Here is a 15141-nt window from a genome sequence, read left to right as displayed (position 1 = left end):
TCAATGCCCCGTGTGCGTGGTGAACGCAATCGGCGCCGAACGGGCCAGTCCACCCCGGGACTTGAGCACCCGCAATTGTGCCGGGCGGGCATCGATGGCGATGCGCAAGGCCGCCGGGGATGGGTTGATCGCTTCCTGGATCGAGCGCCAGGCGAACGCCAGGGTCTGGCCGGTTTCCGCCGCGACCTGCAAGCGACGCAGAGCCCGGTCATCCGCCTGGCGCGGCCAGCACAGCACCGCGCCGCAACTGCCCGAACGCAGGCATTGTTCGGTGGCCCACAAGGCATCCCGTGGGTCGGCCTGGATGATCGACAACTGGCGCAGGTCCACCCCGGCATTTCGCCAGGCCTGGGGATAGGGCACGAACGGCGGCGCCACCAGCACGATGCGTTCCCCCGCCGCCGACAGCCGCGCCAGGGTCGGCCACACCAGTTGCAACTCGCCCACGCCCGGCGCGCCGATGAGGATTTCCGTCAACGCCGCGTCCGGCCAGCCACCACTGGGCAATGCCGCGTCCAACGCTGCATGACCGGTGGGCTGCGGGCTGGCGGCCGGCGGCGCAGGCCGGCCCCTCCAGACCTGGCCGCCATTGAACAGCGTGTCCAGCGCAACGACGGCGCCCATCAGCCTTGTCTCACCAGGCCACAGAACACGCCTTCGATCGCCAGGTCCTGGTCGGCTTCGACGATGATCGGCTGGTAGGCCGGGTTGCGTGGCAACAAGCGCACGCGCTCGCCGACTCGCTCGAAGCGCTTGATGGTCACTTCACCGTCCAGGCGTGCCACGACGATCTGCCCGTTGGCGGCCTGGGGCGTACGTTGTACACCGACCAGATCGCCATCGAGGATACCGTCCTCGATCATCGAATCGCCCTGGACCCGCAACAGGTAATCCGGCGCCTTGGTGAAAATCGCCGGGTCCAGCAACAAGCGGCTGTGGACCTCGGCATCGGCGCCAATCGGCAGGCCGGCGGCCACCCGACCCAACACCGGCACGTCCAGAAGCTCGGGGCGCGGCGGCTGGTTCAACAGCCGGATGCCTCGGGCCTGGTGCGGATTGACTTCGATGAAACCGGCTTCGGTCAACGCCAGCACATGCTTGCGCGCCACGCTGCGGGAGGCAAAACCGAACGCCTCGCTGATTTCAGCGAGGCTGGGAGGCTGGCCCTGCTCGGCGATGCGTTCGCGGATGAAGGTCAGGATGGCGGTACGGCGGGGAGTGAGAGTCGTCATGGAGTACATTTGTACTCCTGTCGGTTTTGCCTGACAAGCGCCGCCAGTCAGTTCATGGGGTGGCTGACGAGCCTGATTTTGGAGGAAATACTCTTTCCCCAAGAAAAGGATAAACCCGTGGCGAGGGAGCTTGCTCCCGCTCGGCTGCGCAGCAGTCGTAAAAAACCTGCTGTTGTCCGGATGAATCCTGCTGAATGGTTTTGGGGCTGCTGCGCAGCCCAGCGGGAGCAAGCTCCCTCGCCACGGGATTCATCGTCGTCTTTGAACAACACTCCTCCCGAGTAGGAGAATTTTTGCGAGGGCTTCAACACATTCAACATCCATGCAAGCTGACCCACCGCCTTCGCGAGCAAGCTCGCTCCCACAAAGAATCTCCTACAAAGAATCTGCGAACAGTTGGATTCAACTAAAAACCCGCCAGATAAGCCCAGGGAAAAATCCCCCGCTCGTGCCCATCACTGAACACCAGCTGAACCCCATACCCCTGGGCATTGACCTCAACCACCCGCACCCGGGCATCGACCTGAACCGTCAGCCCTTGCAGGCGAAACGCCCGGCATTGGGAGCATGGGCATTGCCTGCGTAGCTCGACAGGGTCCAGCCGTTGCTCGCGACCATCGGGCCAACTCAGCCGCAACTGGCCCTTGTCCCGGGAATTGCCGATCGTCAACGGACTCATTGCAACTGGCCCAAGGCGATGCGAACGGCCTTGCGCACTTCAGGGTCGCCATCGTCCCGGGCTGCCTGCAAGGCGGGGATCGCTCCCGGATTGTTCAACTCGCCCAACGCCAACGCCGCCTCCTTGCGCAGATTGCTGATTCGATGGCCCAGGGTTTCGATCAGTGCCGGCAACGCCTGGACATAACGCAAGCGGCCAAGACTGCGGGTGGCGCGCAGGCGCACTTGCCAGTAATCATCATCCAGGGCATCGATCAGGGCCGGGCCGGCGTCGGCGTGACCCACTTTGCCCAGCGTGGTGGCGGCCTCTTCACGCACCGTCCAGGCCGGGTCGCGCAAGGCCTGGCGCAGCGCCGGCAAGACTTGCGCATCCGCAGCCAGGCCCAGGGCGCCGGTGGCCGCGCGGCGCACTTCGCTGTCCGGATCGGCGCTGGCGAGCCGGGCCAGGGCCGGCAGAGCCTCAAGCTGCTTGAGCCAGCCCAGCACGCCAACCGCCTCGCGACGCACGCCGGCATCGGCGTCGACCAGGGCCGCGATCGCAGCCGGTGCGGCAGCGCCCAGGCGCAACTCGCGCAAGGCCCGGAACGCAGCGATGCGCACGCGGGCATCTGCGTGGGTGGTCCAAGGCAATATCACCTCCCCCGCCGCCTCGCCCTTGAGCAGGCTCAGGCTCTGGGCAGCCGCGGCCTGCACGGTCGGGGAGGTATCGGTCAGGGCCTGGCACAGGGCCGCGACCACCGGCGCGTCCTCCCAGGCTTCGAGCAAGCGCGCGGCTTCGGCCCGCACCTCGGCGCTGGGATCCTCGGCCAGACGGTCTACGAGCCACAGCAGGCCTTCGGGTTCCTCCAGGTCAGCCAGTTCGATCAGGGCGATGCGACGCACCCCCGCGTCGTCGTCCGTCAGGCGTGGTTGCAGGGCAAGAATGTCATCGTTGTCGGTGTTTTCGAATAGAGAAGTCATAGGGCAAATCGCGGCAAGGAGGTTTCAGGAGGAAGCCCGAGGGGATTGAGGCGCGGCAATTGCCGGCCGTCTCCATGGCGCAGCAGCTCGAGGCAATGGCGTTTCAATCGGGAAAACTCAGGGCGGGTGACCAGGTCGGTGGTTCGTGGCCGGGGGAAATCCAGGCGCAAGTCCTCGATGATCCGGCCCGGGCGCGGGCTCATCACCAGCAAGCGATCAGCGAGGAACAACGCCTCGTCGATGTCGTGGGTGACGAAGACAACGGTGGTGCGGATGCGCGTCCAGATGTCCAGCAGCAGCTCCTGCATGTTCAACCGGGTCAATGCATCCAGCGCGCCGAAAGGTTCGTCCATCAGCAACAAACGCGGGCGGTTGACCAGCACCCGGGCGATCTCCACCCGTTGCTGCATGCCGCCGGACAGTTGGTCCGGCCAGTGTCCGGCGAAACCTTCCAGGCCCACCAGGGCAAGGATTTCATCGGCAGCCCGGTATCGTTCAAGCTTGCCCTGGCCGCGCATCTTCAAGCCGAAAGCGACGTTGTCGCGCACACTGCGCCACGGAAACAGGGTGTGCTGCTGGAACACCATGCCGCGCTGGGGCGACGGCCCGGCCACCGGCAGCGCATCGACATTCAGCGTGCCGGCACTGGGTCGCAGGTGCCCGGCGAGCGCGCCGAGCAACGTCGATTTGCCGCAGCCGGACGGCCCGAGGATGCAGACGAACTGGCCGGCCTCGATCTGGCAATCCAGCCCCTGCACTGCTTCGAAAGCCTGGGCGCCCTGGCCCAGGACAATGGATAACTGGCGGATATCGATCCGCCCTTCAGGGGTTTGCATCGCGCTCATCAGGCTTTTCCTCGGGGTCGGTGCCAAGGCGTGAACAGCCCGCCCAGGCGCTTGATCAACAAACTGCTGCCCATGCCCAGCACGCCGATCAGCAACATGCCGACGACGATGTCGGGGTAGTTCTGCACGGTGTAGGACGCCCAGGTGTAGTAGCCGATGCCGTACTGGCCGGCGATCATTTCCGCCGTCACCAGGCAGAACCAGGACGTGCCCATGCCGATGGCGAGGCCGGTGATGATGCTCGGCGCCGCGCCCGGCAGGATCACCTCCAGCAGGATTGCCCGGCGCCCTGCCCCCAGGCTTTTCGCCGATGCGACCAGTCGCCGGTCCACTCCTTCGACGCCGTGCACGGTGTTGAGCAGGATCGGGAACAGCGCACCGGTGAAGGTGATGAACACCATCGACAGTTCCGACGAGGGAAACATCAGGATCGCCAGCGGGATCCAGGCCACCGCCGGAATCGGCCGCAGCACTTCCAGCGGTGGCAGCAACAGGTCCTCGGCCCACCGGGAGCGGCCGATGGCCAGGCCCAGCGCCACGCCCACCAGCAACGCCGCGCCATACCCGGCAAAGACCCGGCCCAGGCTGCTGCCCAAGTGCCGAACGAGATGGCCCGACTCGCCCAGGCCGAGCGCGGCCTCGATCACCGCCAGCGGGGCCGGGACGTTGGCGAATGTCACCAGGCCGAGGTCCCAATGGCCGTTGGCGGCGAGCTGCCAGAGCAGCAGGCAGAGCAACAAGGAAGCGGCTCGCAGGAGCCAGCGTTTGGGTGATGGGTACACAAATCTATCCTCCGCAATGGACCCTGTGGGAGCGAGCTTGCTCGCGATAGCGGTGTATCAGGCACTTCAACTTCAACTGACCTGACGCCATCGCGAGCAAGCTCGCTCCCACAGGGGTCGGTGTCAGGTTTATCGGGCGGCGACTGCCTGGGTGGTAGCTTCGGTAAAATCGAGGACCTTGCCGCCCTCGGCCGTGGCAAATTGCTCAGCCTGCCCTTTCAACAGGAACGCGCTGAGTTGGCCCTTGGCATCGCTGGCGAACCACGCCTGCTCGGCCAGCAGCTTGATTCCACTGTCGCTGGCCTGGGCGTAAACGGCGCGGATGCCCTTGCCTTCCTGTTTGAGATTCGCCAGCGCGGTGAAGGCCGATTGCGCCGAGGCGTAATGACGCACTGTCGGCTCGCCGCGTACCCAGATCTGCGCCACATGGCGGGGATCGGTGATGGGCTGGCCGGTCAAGGCATCGGGGTTGCCAAGGGGCGTCTGGGCGTAGTTGCCCAGTTGCGCGGCGTAATCCAGGCTCGATGCCTTGAACGCGGCGCGGATGTACTGATCGTCGATAAAGGTGTTGAGGTCCAGGCCGCGATCAGCCTTTTTCAGCAATTTGAGGGTGTCGATCGCGGTGCCGACGGCTTGCCGGTATTCGGGTTTCCAGGTCAGGTCGCGGGTCTGTACGCCCAGCGGCCCGTGGAACAGGTAATTGACCTCGGCATCCACCCCGGTGACCTTGGCGATCAGCTCGCTGTATTTCTCAGGCTCGGCGGCCAGCAATTGATTGGCCTCGATGGTCGCGCGCAAATAAGCGACGACGATTTCCGGGTACTTTCTGGCATAGGCCTGATCCACCAGCGCGCCGTGGAAAGTCGGCGTCCCGGCCTGGGCACCGTCGTAGATCTTGCGGGCGAAACCGCGGCTGGGGAACAGTTCGGCGAACGGTACAAAATCGGCGTGGGCATCGATCTTGCCAGCTTGCAGCGCCGAGCCGGCGACCTCCGGCGGCTGGGCGATGATGTTCACGTCTTTGAGTGGATCCCAGCCCTGGGCCGCGACGGCTCGCAGCAACATGCCATGGGCGGTGGAAGCAAACGGCACGGAAATCGTCTTGCCCTTGAGCTCGGCGAGGGACTGCACGCCCGAGGCGCTGGGCACGACAATGCCGTTGCCGCTGCCCTGGGTGCTGCCCGACAGCACGCTGATGAACAGGCTGTGCTTGCCGGCGGTCTCGAACGCCACGCCGTTGAACGCCCCGGGGAAGTCGGCCATGGCGCCGAAGTCGAGTTTGCCGGCGACCATCTCGTTGGTCAGCGGCGCGCCGCTGGTGAAGTTTTTCCACTGGATGTCGTACTCGGCGTCCTTGTACGCGCCGTCGTGGGGCAGGTATTTATCCAGCAGGCCGAGCTCGCGGATCAACAAGCCGCCGGCGGCGCAGTTGATGGTGGTGTCCTGGGTGCCGATGGCAATGCGGATGGTTTCTGCCTGGGCAGGCAAGGTCAATGAAGCCAGTACCAGACCGGCCAGCGCTGCACGCAATAACATGGGTGTGTCCCCTCGAATCATTGATTGGATGTTCGTCTCCGCCACGATCAGGGCGCGGTGGGAAACGAGGGGTGTTCTGAATGGTGCGTCCGGGGGTGACCGGATGGCTTTTGTGGTGCTAGGGCGGGCCTCATCGCGAGCAAGCTCGCTCCCACAGGTTCAGGGGTGTACATAGCAACCGCGACTGGCCTTGATCCCCTGTGGGAGCGAGCTTGCTCGCGATGGCGTCCGCTCGGTCAACGCAGCAAATAAGGAATCTCCACTTTCACCGCCCCCGTCGGGCAGTCCTTTTCACAGGGCATGCAATACCAGCATTCATCGAACGCCATGTAGGCCTTCTGGGTGGCCGGGTTGATCGCCAACAGGTCCATCGGGCAGATATCGACGCAGACCGTGCAGCCCTTGTGGGCGATGCATTTGTCCTCGTCCACGGTGACGGGGGCATTGGAGCGGAAGAAGATTTCCTGGGGTTGATAGGCCATGGGAGTTCTCTCTGGGTATAGGGCTCACGCCGCGTCGGCACCGAGCCGAAGCCGGTCGTAGGCCTGCAGTTCGTCGGCATCGAGGGCGATGATGTAGGGCTCGACGGCTTTCTTGAACGAGGTCATCGCGCCGTCCTCGCCTTTCTTCAAATGGCAATGGCAGAACCAGTCGCTGTCGTTGCGTTGCGGATGATCGACCCGGTAGTGGTACAACCCCCAACGGCTTTCGGCGCGAAACAGCGAGGCGCGGGCGGCCATCTCGGCGCAATCGCGGATCACGCTGACTTCCATGGCGCGCATCAGTTCGTGGGCGTTGTGGGCCTTGAGCTGATCAAGGTCGCGCTGAATATCGCTGAAGCGTTGCAGGCCGATCTGCATTTTTTTGCTGACCTTCGGCGGTTGCAGGTAATCGTTGACGAAGCGGCGCAGCTTATATTCCACCTGGGCCGGCGGCAGGCCATGCGCACGGTCGAGCGGCGCGTAGACGCGGTTTTTTTCCTGCTCGATCTGCTGAGTATCCAGTGCCGAAAAATCCCTGCCAGCGACAAAGTCCGCCGCGTTCTGGCCGGCAAACCAGCCGTAGGTGAACGCGCCGAGCATGTAGTTGTGCGGCACTGCCGCCATGTCGCCCGCCGAGTACAAACCCTTGACCGAGGTCTCGGCGCGCTCGTTGACCCACACTCCAGAGGCCGAATGACCGCTGCAGAAGCCGATCTCGGAAATGTGCATCTCCACCATCTGCGTGCGGTAATCGGTGCCCCGGTTGGCGTGGAACTGCCCGCGACTGGGGCGCTCGTTGCTGTGCAGGATTTCCTCGATGTTCTGGATGGTTTCCTCGGCCAGGTGATCGAGCTTGAGGAACACCGGACCGTTGCCGCCTTCGAGCTCCTGGTGGAACTCCCACATCATCTGCCCGCTCCAGTAGTCGCATTCGATAAAGCGCTCGCCCTTGTTGTTGGCGGTGTAGCCGCCCAGCGGGCCGGTGACGTAGGCGCACGCCGGGCCGTTGTAATCCTTGATCAAGGGATTGATCTGGAAGCACTCCAGGTTCGCCAGCTCGGCCCCGGCGTGATAGGCCATCGCATAACCGTCGCCGGCATTGGTCGGGTTCTCATAGGTGCCCATCAGGTAGCCGGAGGCCGGCAACCCCAGGCGCCCCGCCGCGCCGCAGCAGAGGATGACGGCCTTGGCCTTGATCACATGGAAGTCGGCGGTGCGGCAGTCAAAACCCATCACACCGTTCACCGCGCCCTCCCCGTCGGTCAGCAACCGGGTGCAGACCAGCCGGTTGGTAATGCTGACTCGCGCCCGTTTCAACTGGCGATAGAGGACTTTCTTGATGTCGTGACCTTCCGGCATCGGCAGCACATAAGCGCCCATGTGGTGAACCTTTTTCACCGCGTAATCGCCGGTTTCGTCCTTCTCGAACTTCACGCCCCAGCGGTCCAGTTGCTCGATCGTTTCGAAGCTGTGGGTGGCGTAGGCGTACACCGCCGCCTGGTTGACGATGCCGTCATTGGCGATGGTGATTTCTTTGGTGTACTGCTCGGGCGTCGAATGGCCCGGGATAATCGCGTTGTTGAGCCCGTCCATGCCCATGCTGATGGCGCCGCTGCGCTTGACGTTGGCCTTGTCCACCAGCAACACCCGCAGGTCGCGGTTGCGTTCCTTCGCCTTGATCGCCGCCATGGGGCCGGCGGTGCCGCCGCCGATGACGACGATGTCGTATTCCTGTTCGAGGATATTCCTGGAGCTCTGGGTCATGCCTGCGTCCCTTTTTGCCGGTCGATCCGCAAGCGATACTGGAAGGCATCGCCACGGTAGTAGAGGTATTCGAAGTCCAGCGGCTGGCCGCCGGCGTCATGGGTCAGCCGTTCGATGCGCATGACCGGCGAGCCAGGCTCGACGTCGAGTGCTTGGCACAAGTCGCTGTCGGCCAGCACCGCATCGATGGCAAGGTCGGCGTGACCGAGGGCCAGGCCACAATCGTTTTCCAGGATCAGGAAGATGTCGCGGGTCACCAGGTCGGCTTTTTCCAGACGCTCGCCGAGGGCCTTGGGCAGGTAGGTGATTTCCAGGGAAACCGGCTCGCGGTTGATCAGCCGCACCCGCTTGATCTGCGTTACCACGTCGCCTTCCGCCAGTTTCAGTCGCTCGGCCACCGACTTGTCCGCCGGGATGAACTTGAAACTGCGCAGGCGGTTGATCACCTCGTAGCCGCGACCGGTCATGGACTCGGCCAGGCCCTGCAGTGTGCTGACGTTCTGGAAGGTCTTGGGCTTGGCGACGAACGTGCCTTTGCCGTGGATCTTGAAAATCAGTCCTTCCTTTTGCAGATCGCCCAAGGCCTGGCGCACGGTGATGCGACTGACGCGAAACAGCGCGCCGAGCTCGCTTTCCGAGGGCATCTGGCTGCCTTGCGGGTATTCACCGTCAAGAATGCGCGCGCGCAGCACGTCGCGCAGTTGGGTGTGCAGCGGCACGCTGCTGAGGGAAAGAAGGTTGTCGGGCATGGGTAGCAAGTCACTTGTCATAACGAGTTATGACAAGATCTTAAGAAAACTGTCCGACGCTTGGGAAATACTCTTTGAGCATTAGGTTATGCCCGCGTGGGCTCGCTTCAGCAGCGCTGGAGGATGCGGTCCATCACCCAGTCGGTCTTCAAGGCCTGTTCGGCAACGGCCGGATGCTGCGATTCGCCACGGATATGAGCATTCATGCCGAGTACATGGTGCCACTGAATATGCTCAGGATGATGAGGAATGTCGAGGCTGACGGAGGTGTCCGTACACAGTTGCAGCGGCTGATCATCGAACACCGAAAAACTGATCCGCCCTTGACTGCCGATCACTTCCACACGGTCCTCACGTCGGTCAGCAACGAAATTCCAACAGCCCATGCCCGTGGCACCGGAGGCGAAACGCCAATTGGCCACGACCGCATCTTCCGCCTGGTACAAGCCGTTCTGGCGAGCGGCGAAACCCGTTACCTCGACAATGTCCCCCAACAGGAACTGGAACAGGTCCAGGCCATGGCAGGCCAGATCAGTGAAATAACCTCCCCCTGCAATCGCCGGATCGGTACGCCAATTGACCGCTCCGTTGATATCCACCGACGACGCGGGCTTGGTCAGTGTCCAGGTCAAATGCCGGATGTTACCGATGCAGCCTTGCTCGATCCATTGCTGCACTTTGCGAAAACGCGGCAGTGAGCGCCGGTAATACGACACAAACAGATGCACCCCTGCGGCGTTGAAGACTCGCTGCATTTCCCGGCTCTGCACGACATTGAGGGCCATGGGTTTTTCAACGCAGCAATGCTTGCCTGCGGCCGCCACCAGCAGGCTATAGCTGAAATGGCTGTCGGGCGGCGTCGCAATGTAAACCGCATCGACATCGGGATCATCGACCAATGCCTGCGCGTCGGTGTAGAACCTGGCGATACCGTGGCGTTCAGCATAATCGGACACGGCCTCTAAACGTCGTCCCATCACCGCAACCAGTGCAGAACCGGGCGCCTTGTAGAAGGCCGGCCCACTCTTGCGCTCCGTCACGCTGCCACAACCGATCATGCCCCAGCGTACCGTTTTCATCGTTTGACTCATGGAATCGAGGCCACCGGGCTCCGCAATGAAGCCCCTCACAAAAGGCAGGAGTTTAATCAGACTCGGCCTGAATGTCTTGGCTACAACGTTTGCCCCTCATTGCGAAACGCACTCGGGCTCATGCCGGTCCAGCGTCGGAACGCCCGGCGGAAACTGCGCACATCGCTGATGTCGTTGCCGGCATGGGGCCCTCTTGGCTGCGCCTTTCTTGTTGTAGGGCAACACTAAGGCACGCCAGCGCGTCGGCTTGAGGTCATTGGGGGCCATAAAAGGGGGCTTGGGCGGCCAGCCCATTCGCTATGCCCCCCTGTGGCGAGGGAGCTTGCTCCCGCTGGGGTGCGAAGCAGCCCTGAGCCTGCCGCCCGGAAAACGGCCGATCGAGATTGAGCAACCAGCACTGCCCTCTGTGGGAACGAGCTTGCTCGCGATAGCGGTCTGTCCGTCAGCTATGTTTTGAATGTGCCGACGTCATCGCGAGCAAGCTCGCTCCCACAGTTTTTTTGGGGGGGTGTTGCATGAGCTCAGGGGAGCAACAACACCTGCTCGCGCTCGCACAACTGCACCACGTAATCCCACAACACCCGCAACCGGACGGACTTGTGCAGCTCGCGGCGAGTGCTGATCCAATAGCTGCGGCGGATGGTTTCGTCCGGCAGCAGCGGCACCAGCGTCGGATCGCTGCTGGCCATGTAGCACGGCAGCACGGCGATCCCCAAGCCCGAGCGCGCGGCCTGTTGCTGGGCAATGACGCTGGTGCTGTGGAACACCACGCGAGGGTTTCGGCAAAAGCTGTTGAGGAACATCAACTCCTGGCTGAACAGCAGGTCATCGACGTAGCCGATCCAGGCATGGCGAGCCAGATCCTCGCGACTGCGTAACGGTGGCGAACGGTCCAGGTAAGCCTGGCTGGCATAAAGCGCCAGGCTGTAGTCGGTGAGCTTGCGCGTCACCAGCAGGTCGGCCGCCGGGCGTTCGAGGTGAATGCTGATTTCCGCCTCGCGGTTGAGGATGCTGACAAACCGCGGCACGGCCACCAGTTCCACTTCAAGCCCCGGATAGCGCTGGAACAAGCCGTCCATGCGACTGGCGAGGAACATGATGCCCAGCCCTTCCGTCACGCCGAGGCGGATCTTGCCGAGGGGCGCGCTGGATTGGGTGATGTCTTCCTGGGCCAGCAACGCGACGTTCTCCATGGCCTCGGCATGCTTGAGCAGCGCTTCTCCGGCCGGAGTCAATTCATACCCTTGGGCGTGCTGGACAAACAACGCAGTGCCGAGGCTTTTCTCGATCGCCTCGATGTGCCGCGCCACCGTGGCATGGGTGGTGTTGAGCCGTCGCGCGGCCGTCAGCAGGCGGCCACTGCGTTGCAGTTCGAGGAAGTAGCGCAGGTCATTCCAGTCGAACATGAGCCATCCTTGAATCGCCTGAAGTCATGACTGTTCATAAACGCACAGCCGCTGCGCAAAAACTAACATTCTTTTGACGAAAACTAACAACTAGGATGAATCCCACAAGAACAAAAAATGAGGTCGCGAATGCAACCTGTCGTCGATGAATACGATTACGTAATCGTGGGCGCCGGCCCTGCCGGCTGTCTGCTGGCGAACCGGCTTTCGGCCAGTCCGCAACACCGGGTGCTGTTGCTCGAAGCCGGCGGGCGGGACAATTATCCGTGGATCCACATCCCGGTCGGCTACCTGTTCTGCATCGGTAACCCACGCACCGACTGGTGCTTCAAGACCGAAGCGCAACCCGGCCTGCAAGGGCGCGCCTTGAGTTACCCGCGCGGCAAGGTGTTGGGCGGTTGTTCGTCCATCAACGGCATGATCTACATGCGTGGCCAGGCGGCGGACTACGACGGCTGGGCCGCCGAAGGCAATGTCGGCTGGGGCTGGAAGGATGTGTTGCCGCTGTTCCGGCAGAGCGAAAATCACTTCGCGGGGGATTCCGAGCTTCACGGCGCAGCCGGGGAATGGCGAGTCGAACGCCAGCGCCTGTCATGGCCGATTCTCGATGCCTTCCGCACCGCCGCCGAACAGAGCGGCATCCCCAGCGTCGAGGATTTCAACGGTGGCGACAATGAAGGTTGCGGCTACTTCCAGGTCAACCAGAAAGCCGGGGTGCGCTGGAACGCGGCCAAGGCCTTCCTCAAACCGATTGGCAATCGCCCCAACCTGACGGTACTGACCGACGTCGAGGTTGATCGGGTGTTGCAGCGCGACAACCGCGCCGACGCCGTCAGCGCCCGCTGGCAGGGCAAGAACATGAGCTTCAGGGCGCGCAAGGAAATCGTCCTGTGCGCCGGCGCCGTCGGCTCGCCGGGCATCTTGCAGCGCTCCGGGATCGGCCCGCGCAGCCTGTTGCAACGCCTGGGCATCGGCGTGCTGCATGAACTGCCCGGCGTCGGTGGCAACTTGCAGGACCACTTGCAACTGCGGCTGATCTACCAGCTGGAAAACGCCCGCACCCTGAACCAGATCGCCGGCACCCTGTGGGGCAAGATGGGCATGGGCTTGCGTTATCTGTACGACCGCAGTGGCCCGCTGTCCATGGCCCCCAGTCAACTCGGCGCGTTCGCCCGCTCGGGGCCGGAACAGGCCTCCGCCAACCTCGAATACCACGTACAACCGTTGTCCCTGGAACGTTTCGGCGAACCGCTGCACAGCTTCCCGGCGTTCACCGCGTCGGTGTGTGACCTGCGCCCGATGAGCCGTGGTCGCGTGGACATCCGCTCGGCCGATCCTCATGAGGCGCCGTCGATCCAACCCAATTACCTGAGCCATCCCGAGGACCTGCGGGTCGCCGCCGACGCCATCCGCCTGACCCGCAGAATTGTCGCCGCGCCGGCCCTGAGTGCTTTCAAACCGGTGGAATATCTGCCAGGCCCGAGCCTGCAGACCGAGGAAGAACTGCATCAGGCCGCCGCCCGCATCGGCACGACGATTTTTCATCCGGTGGGCACCTGTCGCATGGGCCAGGACGGCGAGGCGGTGGTGGATGCGCAACTGCGCGTCCACGGCATCAAGGGCCTGCGCATCGCCGACGCCTCGATCATGCCGCGCATCACCTCCGGCAACACCTGCTCGCCGACGCTGATGATCGCCGAGAAGGCCGCGCGGATGATGCTTGAGCCGGCCACCGTGGGCGCTACGCTGCAGAAGGAGCCCGCCACGGTCTGAAATCGCCGAGTTCCATGTGGGAGCGAGCTTGCTCGCGATAGCGGCGGAACATTCACCACATCGGTGACAGACAGACCGCCATCGCGAGCAAGCTCGCTCCCACAGGGGAAATGAGTAGGCCAAGGAAGTGTGTCAAATCAGGAGACGCCCCAACCCGGCGTCGACAGTGGAACAACAAAAACAATCACTGTGAGGGATACCGCTATGTCTGAACATGTTCAGCCCCTGGAAGCCACGCGCAGCGCAGGCACCAGCCAGGAAACCCAGAAAGTCATCTTCGCCTCGTCCCTGGGGACGGTGGTCGAGTGGTACGACTTTTTCCTCTACGGCGCCCTCGCGGCGGTGATCAGCAAGCAATTCTTCGCCGGGGTGAACGACACCACGGCGTTCATTTTCGCCCTGATGGCTTTCGCCGCCGGTTTCATCGTGCGGCCCTTCGGGGCGCTGGTGTTTGGTCGGCTGGGGGACATGATCGGGCGCAAGTACACGTTCCTGGCAACCATCGTGCTCATGGGCCTGGCGACCTTCTGCGTCGGCCTGCTGCCCAACTACGCGAGCATCGGCATCGCCGCGCCGATCATCCTGGTGGTATTGCGCATGCTCCAGGGTCTGGCCCTGGGCGGTGAATACGGTGGCGCGGCGACCTATGTGGCCGAGCATGCACCGATGGGCAAGCGCGGCTTTCACACCAGCTGGATTCAGTCCACCGCGACGCTGGGCCTGTTGCTCTCGCTGCTGGTGGTGCTCGGTTGCCGTTACTTCACCGGTGACCAGTTCGAAGTCTGGGGCTGGCGCATTCCGTTCCTGCTGTCGATCCTGCTGCTGGGCATCTCCACCTGGATCCGCCTGAGCCTGCACGAGTCGCCGGCCTTCCTGAAGATGAAAGAAGAAGGCAAGTGCTGCAAAGCGCCAATCCGCGAGTCCTTCGGCAAATGGGAAAACCTGAAGGTGGTGCTGATCGCCCTGTTCAGCATCAACGCCGGGCAAGCGGTGACCTTCTACGCCGCGCAATTCTACGTGCTGTTCTTCCTAACCCAGTTTCTCAAGATGGACCCGGCCCTTGCCAATAGCCTGCTGATTGTCAGCGTGGTGATCGGCGCGCCGTTCTTCATCTTCTTCGGCTGGCTGTCGGACAAGGTCGGGCGCAAACCGGTGCTGATGATCGGCCTGCTGCTGGCGACGGCGTTGTACTTTCCGATCTTCAAGACGCTCGCCCATTACGCCAACCCGGCCATCGACCTGGCGAGCCGCCAGGCGCCGATCACCGTCGTCGCCGACCCGGCCACCTGCACCTTCCAGTTCGACCCGGTGGGCAAGGCGCGTTTCGACAGCCCTTGCGACAAGGTCAAGACCTTCCTGGTCAAGCAAGGCCTGCCTTACACCAGCGTCGCGGCACCGGCCGGCAGCACCGTGCAGGTCAGCGTCGGCGACGTGAAACTCGAAGGCTACGACGAAGCCGCCCTGCGCGGCGCGGTGACCCTGGCGGGCTACCCGCAACAAGCCGATGCCCAGCAGATCAACCGGCCGATGATCGTCGCCCTGATCGTGGCGCTGATCATCATTTCAGCGATGTGCTACGGCCCGCTGGCGGCGCTGATGGTCGAACTGTTCCCAACCCGCATTCGCTATACGTCGATGTCCCTTCCGTACCACATCGGCAACGGCTGGTTCGGCGGTTTCCTGCCAACCGTGTCGTTCGCCCTGGTGGTCTACACCGGGGATATTTTCTACGGCCTGTGGTACCCGGTGGTGATCACCGGCGTGAGCCTGGTGGTGGGGATGATCTGCCTGCGGGAAACCCGCAACGTCGATCTGGATACCAACTGAAAACCGCCCGTGGCGA

The 15141-nt window shown here is 63.2% G+C and carries 14 protein-coding genes and 1 pseudogene; 2 read left to right on the top strand and 13 right to left on the bottom strand.

Translation table 11 applies throughout. From position 1 onward, the window contains the following. The 13 genes and pseudogenes from imuA to J3P94_RS11165 all read right to left on the bottom strand — a co-directional run bounded on the left by imuA (position 1) and on the right by J3P94_RS11165 (position 11525). Entirely contained in the window at positions 1-624 is a 624-nt protein-coding gene (gene imuA / locus J3P94_RS11225) for a translesion DNA synthesis-associated protein ImuA (RefSeq protein ID WP_434573376.1), read from the bottom strand. Next, positions 624-1241, bottom strand: coding sequence for a transcriptional repressor LexA (gene lexA / locus J3P94_RS11220; RefSeq protein WP_305500270.1), 618 nt, complete (start codon positions 1239-1241; stop codon positions 624-626). Before lexA ends, imuA begins: the two co-directional genes overlap by 1 nt. Positions 1242-1638: 397 nt before the next feature. After that, a complete protein-coding gene (locus tag J3P94_RS11215) occupies positions 1639-1911 on the bottom strand; it encodes a DUF971 domain-containing protein (protein WP_434573374.1) in 273 nt (90 codons plus the stop codon). Continuing rightward, on the bottom strand, positions 1908-2870 hold the full coding sequence (locus J3P94_RS11210) for a HEAT repeat domain-containing protein (protein WP_434573372.1): 963 nt from the start codon (positions 2868-2870) through the stop codon (positions 1908-1910). The genes J3P94_RS11215 and J3P94_RS11210 overlap by 4 nt, the downstream gene beginning before the upstream one ends. Beyond that, positions 2867-3715: an ABC transporter ATP-binding protein gene (locus J3P94_RS11205; RefSeq protein WP_434573371.1), complete on the bottom strand. Its 849-nt coding sequence runs from the start codon at positions 3713-3715 to the stop codon at positions 2867-2869. The genes J3P94_RS11210 and J3P94_RS11205 overlap by 4 nt, the downstream gene beginning before the upstream one ends. Then, positions 3715-4497 carry an ABC transporter permease gene (locus J3P94_RS11200; protein ID WP_434573369.1) on the bottom strand — a complete coding sequence of 261 codons (783 nt, stop codon included), beginning with the start codon at positions 4495-4497 and terminating at the stop codon, positions 3715-3717. The genes J3P94_RS11205 and J3P94_RS11200 overlap by 1 nt, the downstream gene beginning before the upstream one ends. A 129-nt stretch (positions 4498-4626) precedes the next feature. Continuing rightward, positions 4627-6033: an ABC transporter substrate-binding protein gene (locus J3P94_RS11195; RefSeq protein WP_434573367.1), complete on the bottom strand. Its 1407-nt coding sequence runs from the start codon at positions 6031-6033 to the stop codon at positions 4627-4629. Between the two features lie 236 nt (positions 6034-6269). Continuing rightward, on the bottom strand, positions 6270-6515 hold the full coding sequence (locus tag J3P94_RS11190; RefSeq protein WP_053213656.1) for a 4Fe-4S dicluster domain-containing protein: 246 nt from the start codon (positions 6513-6515) through the stop codon (positions 6270-6272). A gap of 24 nt (positions 6516-6539) precedes the next feature. Further along, positions 6540-8279, bottom strand: coding sequence for a fumarate reductase/succinate dehydrogenase flavoprotein subunit (locus J3P94_RS11185; RefSeq protein WP_434573366.1), 1740 nt, complete (start codon positions 8277-8279; stop codon positions 6540-6542). Then, the gene (locus tag J3P94_RS11180) at positions 8276-9028 is read right to left on the bottom strand and encodes a GntR family transcriptional regulator (RefSeq protein WP_305500258.1); all 753 of its coding nucleotides are present in this window, start codon (positions 9026-9028) and stop codon (positions 8276-8278) included. Before J3P94_RS11180 ends, J3P94_RS11185 begins: the two co-directional genes overlap by 4 nt. A gap of 107 nt (positions 9029-9135) precedes the next feature. Then, the gene (locus J3P94_RS11175) at positions 9136-10107 is read right to left on the bottom strand and encodes a Gfo/Idh/MocA family protein (RefSeq protein WP_434573363.1); all 972 of its coding nucleotides are present in this window, start codon (positions 10105-10107) and stop codon (positions 9136-9138) included. Positions 10108-10199: 92 nt separating this feature from the next. After that, positions 10200-10286, bottom strand: a pseudogene (locus J3P94_RS11170) (AraC family transcriptional regulator); the annotation flags it as partial. A 354-nt stretch (positions 10287-10640) separates the two neighbouring features. Beyond that, positions 10641-11525 (bottom strand): LysR family transcriptional regulator, encoded by an 885-nt coding sequence (locus J3P94_RS11165; protein WP_434573361.1) that lies wholly within the window; start codon positions 11523-11525, stop codon positions 10641-10643. A gap of 129 nt (positions 11526-11654) precedes the next feature. Here J3P94_RS11165 and J3P94_RS11160 point away from each other — a divergent pair, with 129 nt between their 5' ends. Both J3P94_RS11160 and J3P94_RS11155 read left to right on the top strand, forming a co-directional pair. Beyond that, entirely contained in the window at positions 11655-13298 is a 1644-nt protein-coding gene (locus J3P94_RS11160; protein ID WP_434573360.1) for a GMC family oxidoreductase, read from the top strand. Between the two features lie 204 nt (positions 13299-13502). Beyond that, positions 13503-15125, top strand: coding sequence for an MFS transporter (locus J3P94_RS11155; protein ID WP_434573358.1), 1623 nt, complete (start codon positions 13503-13505; stop codon positions 15123-15125). Positions 15126-15141: the final 16 nt, after the last annotated feature.

It is taken from the genome of Pseudomonas sp. Z3-8 (assembly GCF_051131975.1).
GTDB lineage: Bacteria > Pseudomonadota > Gammaproteobacteria > Pseudomonadales > Pseudomonadaceae > Aquipseudomonas.
This window is presented reverse-complemented; position numbering and strand designations above follow the sequence as displayed.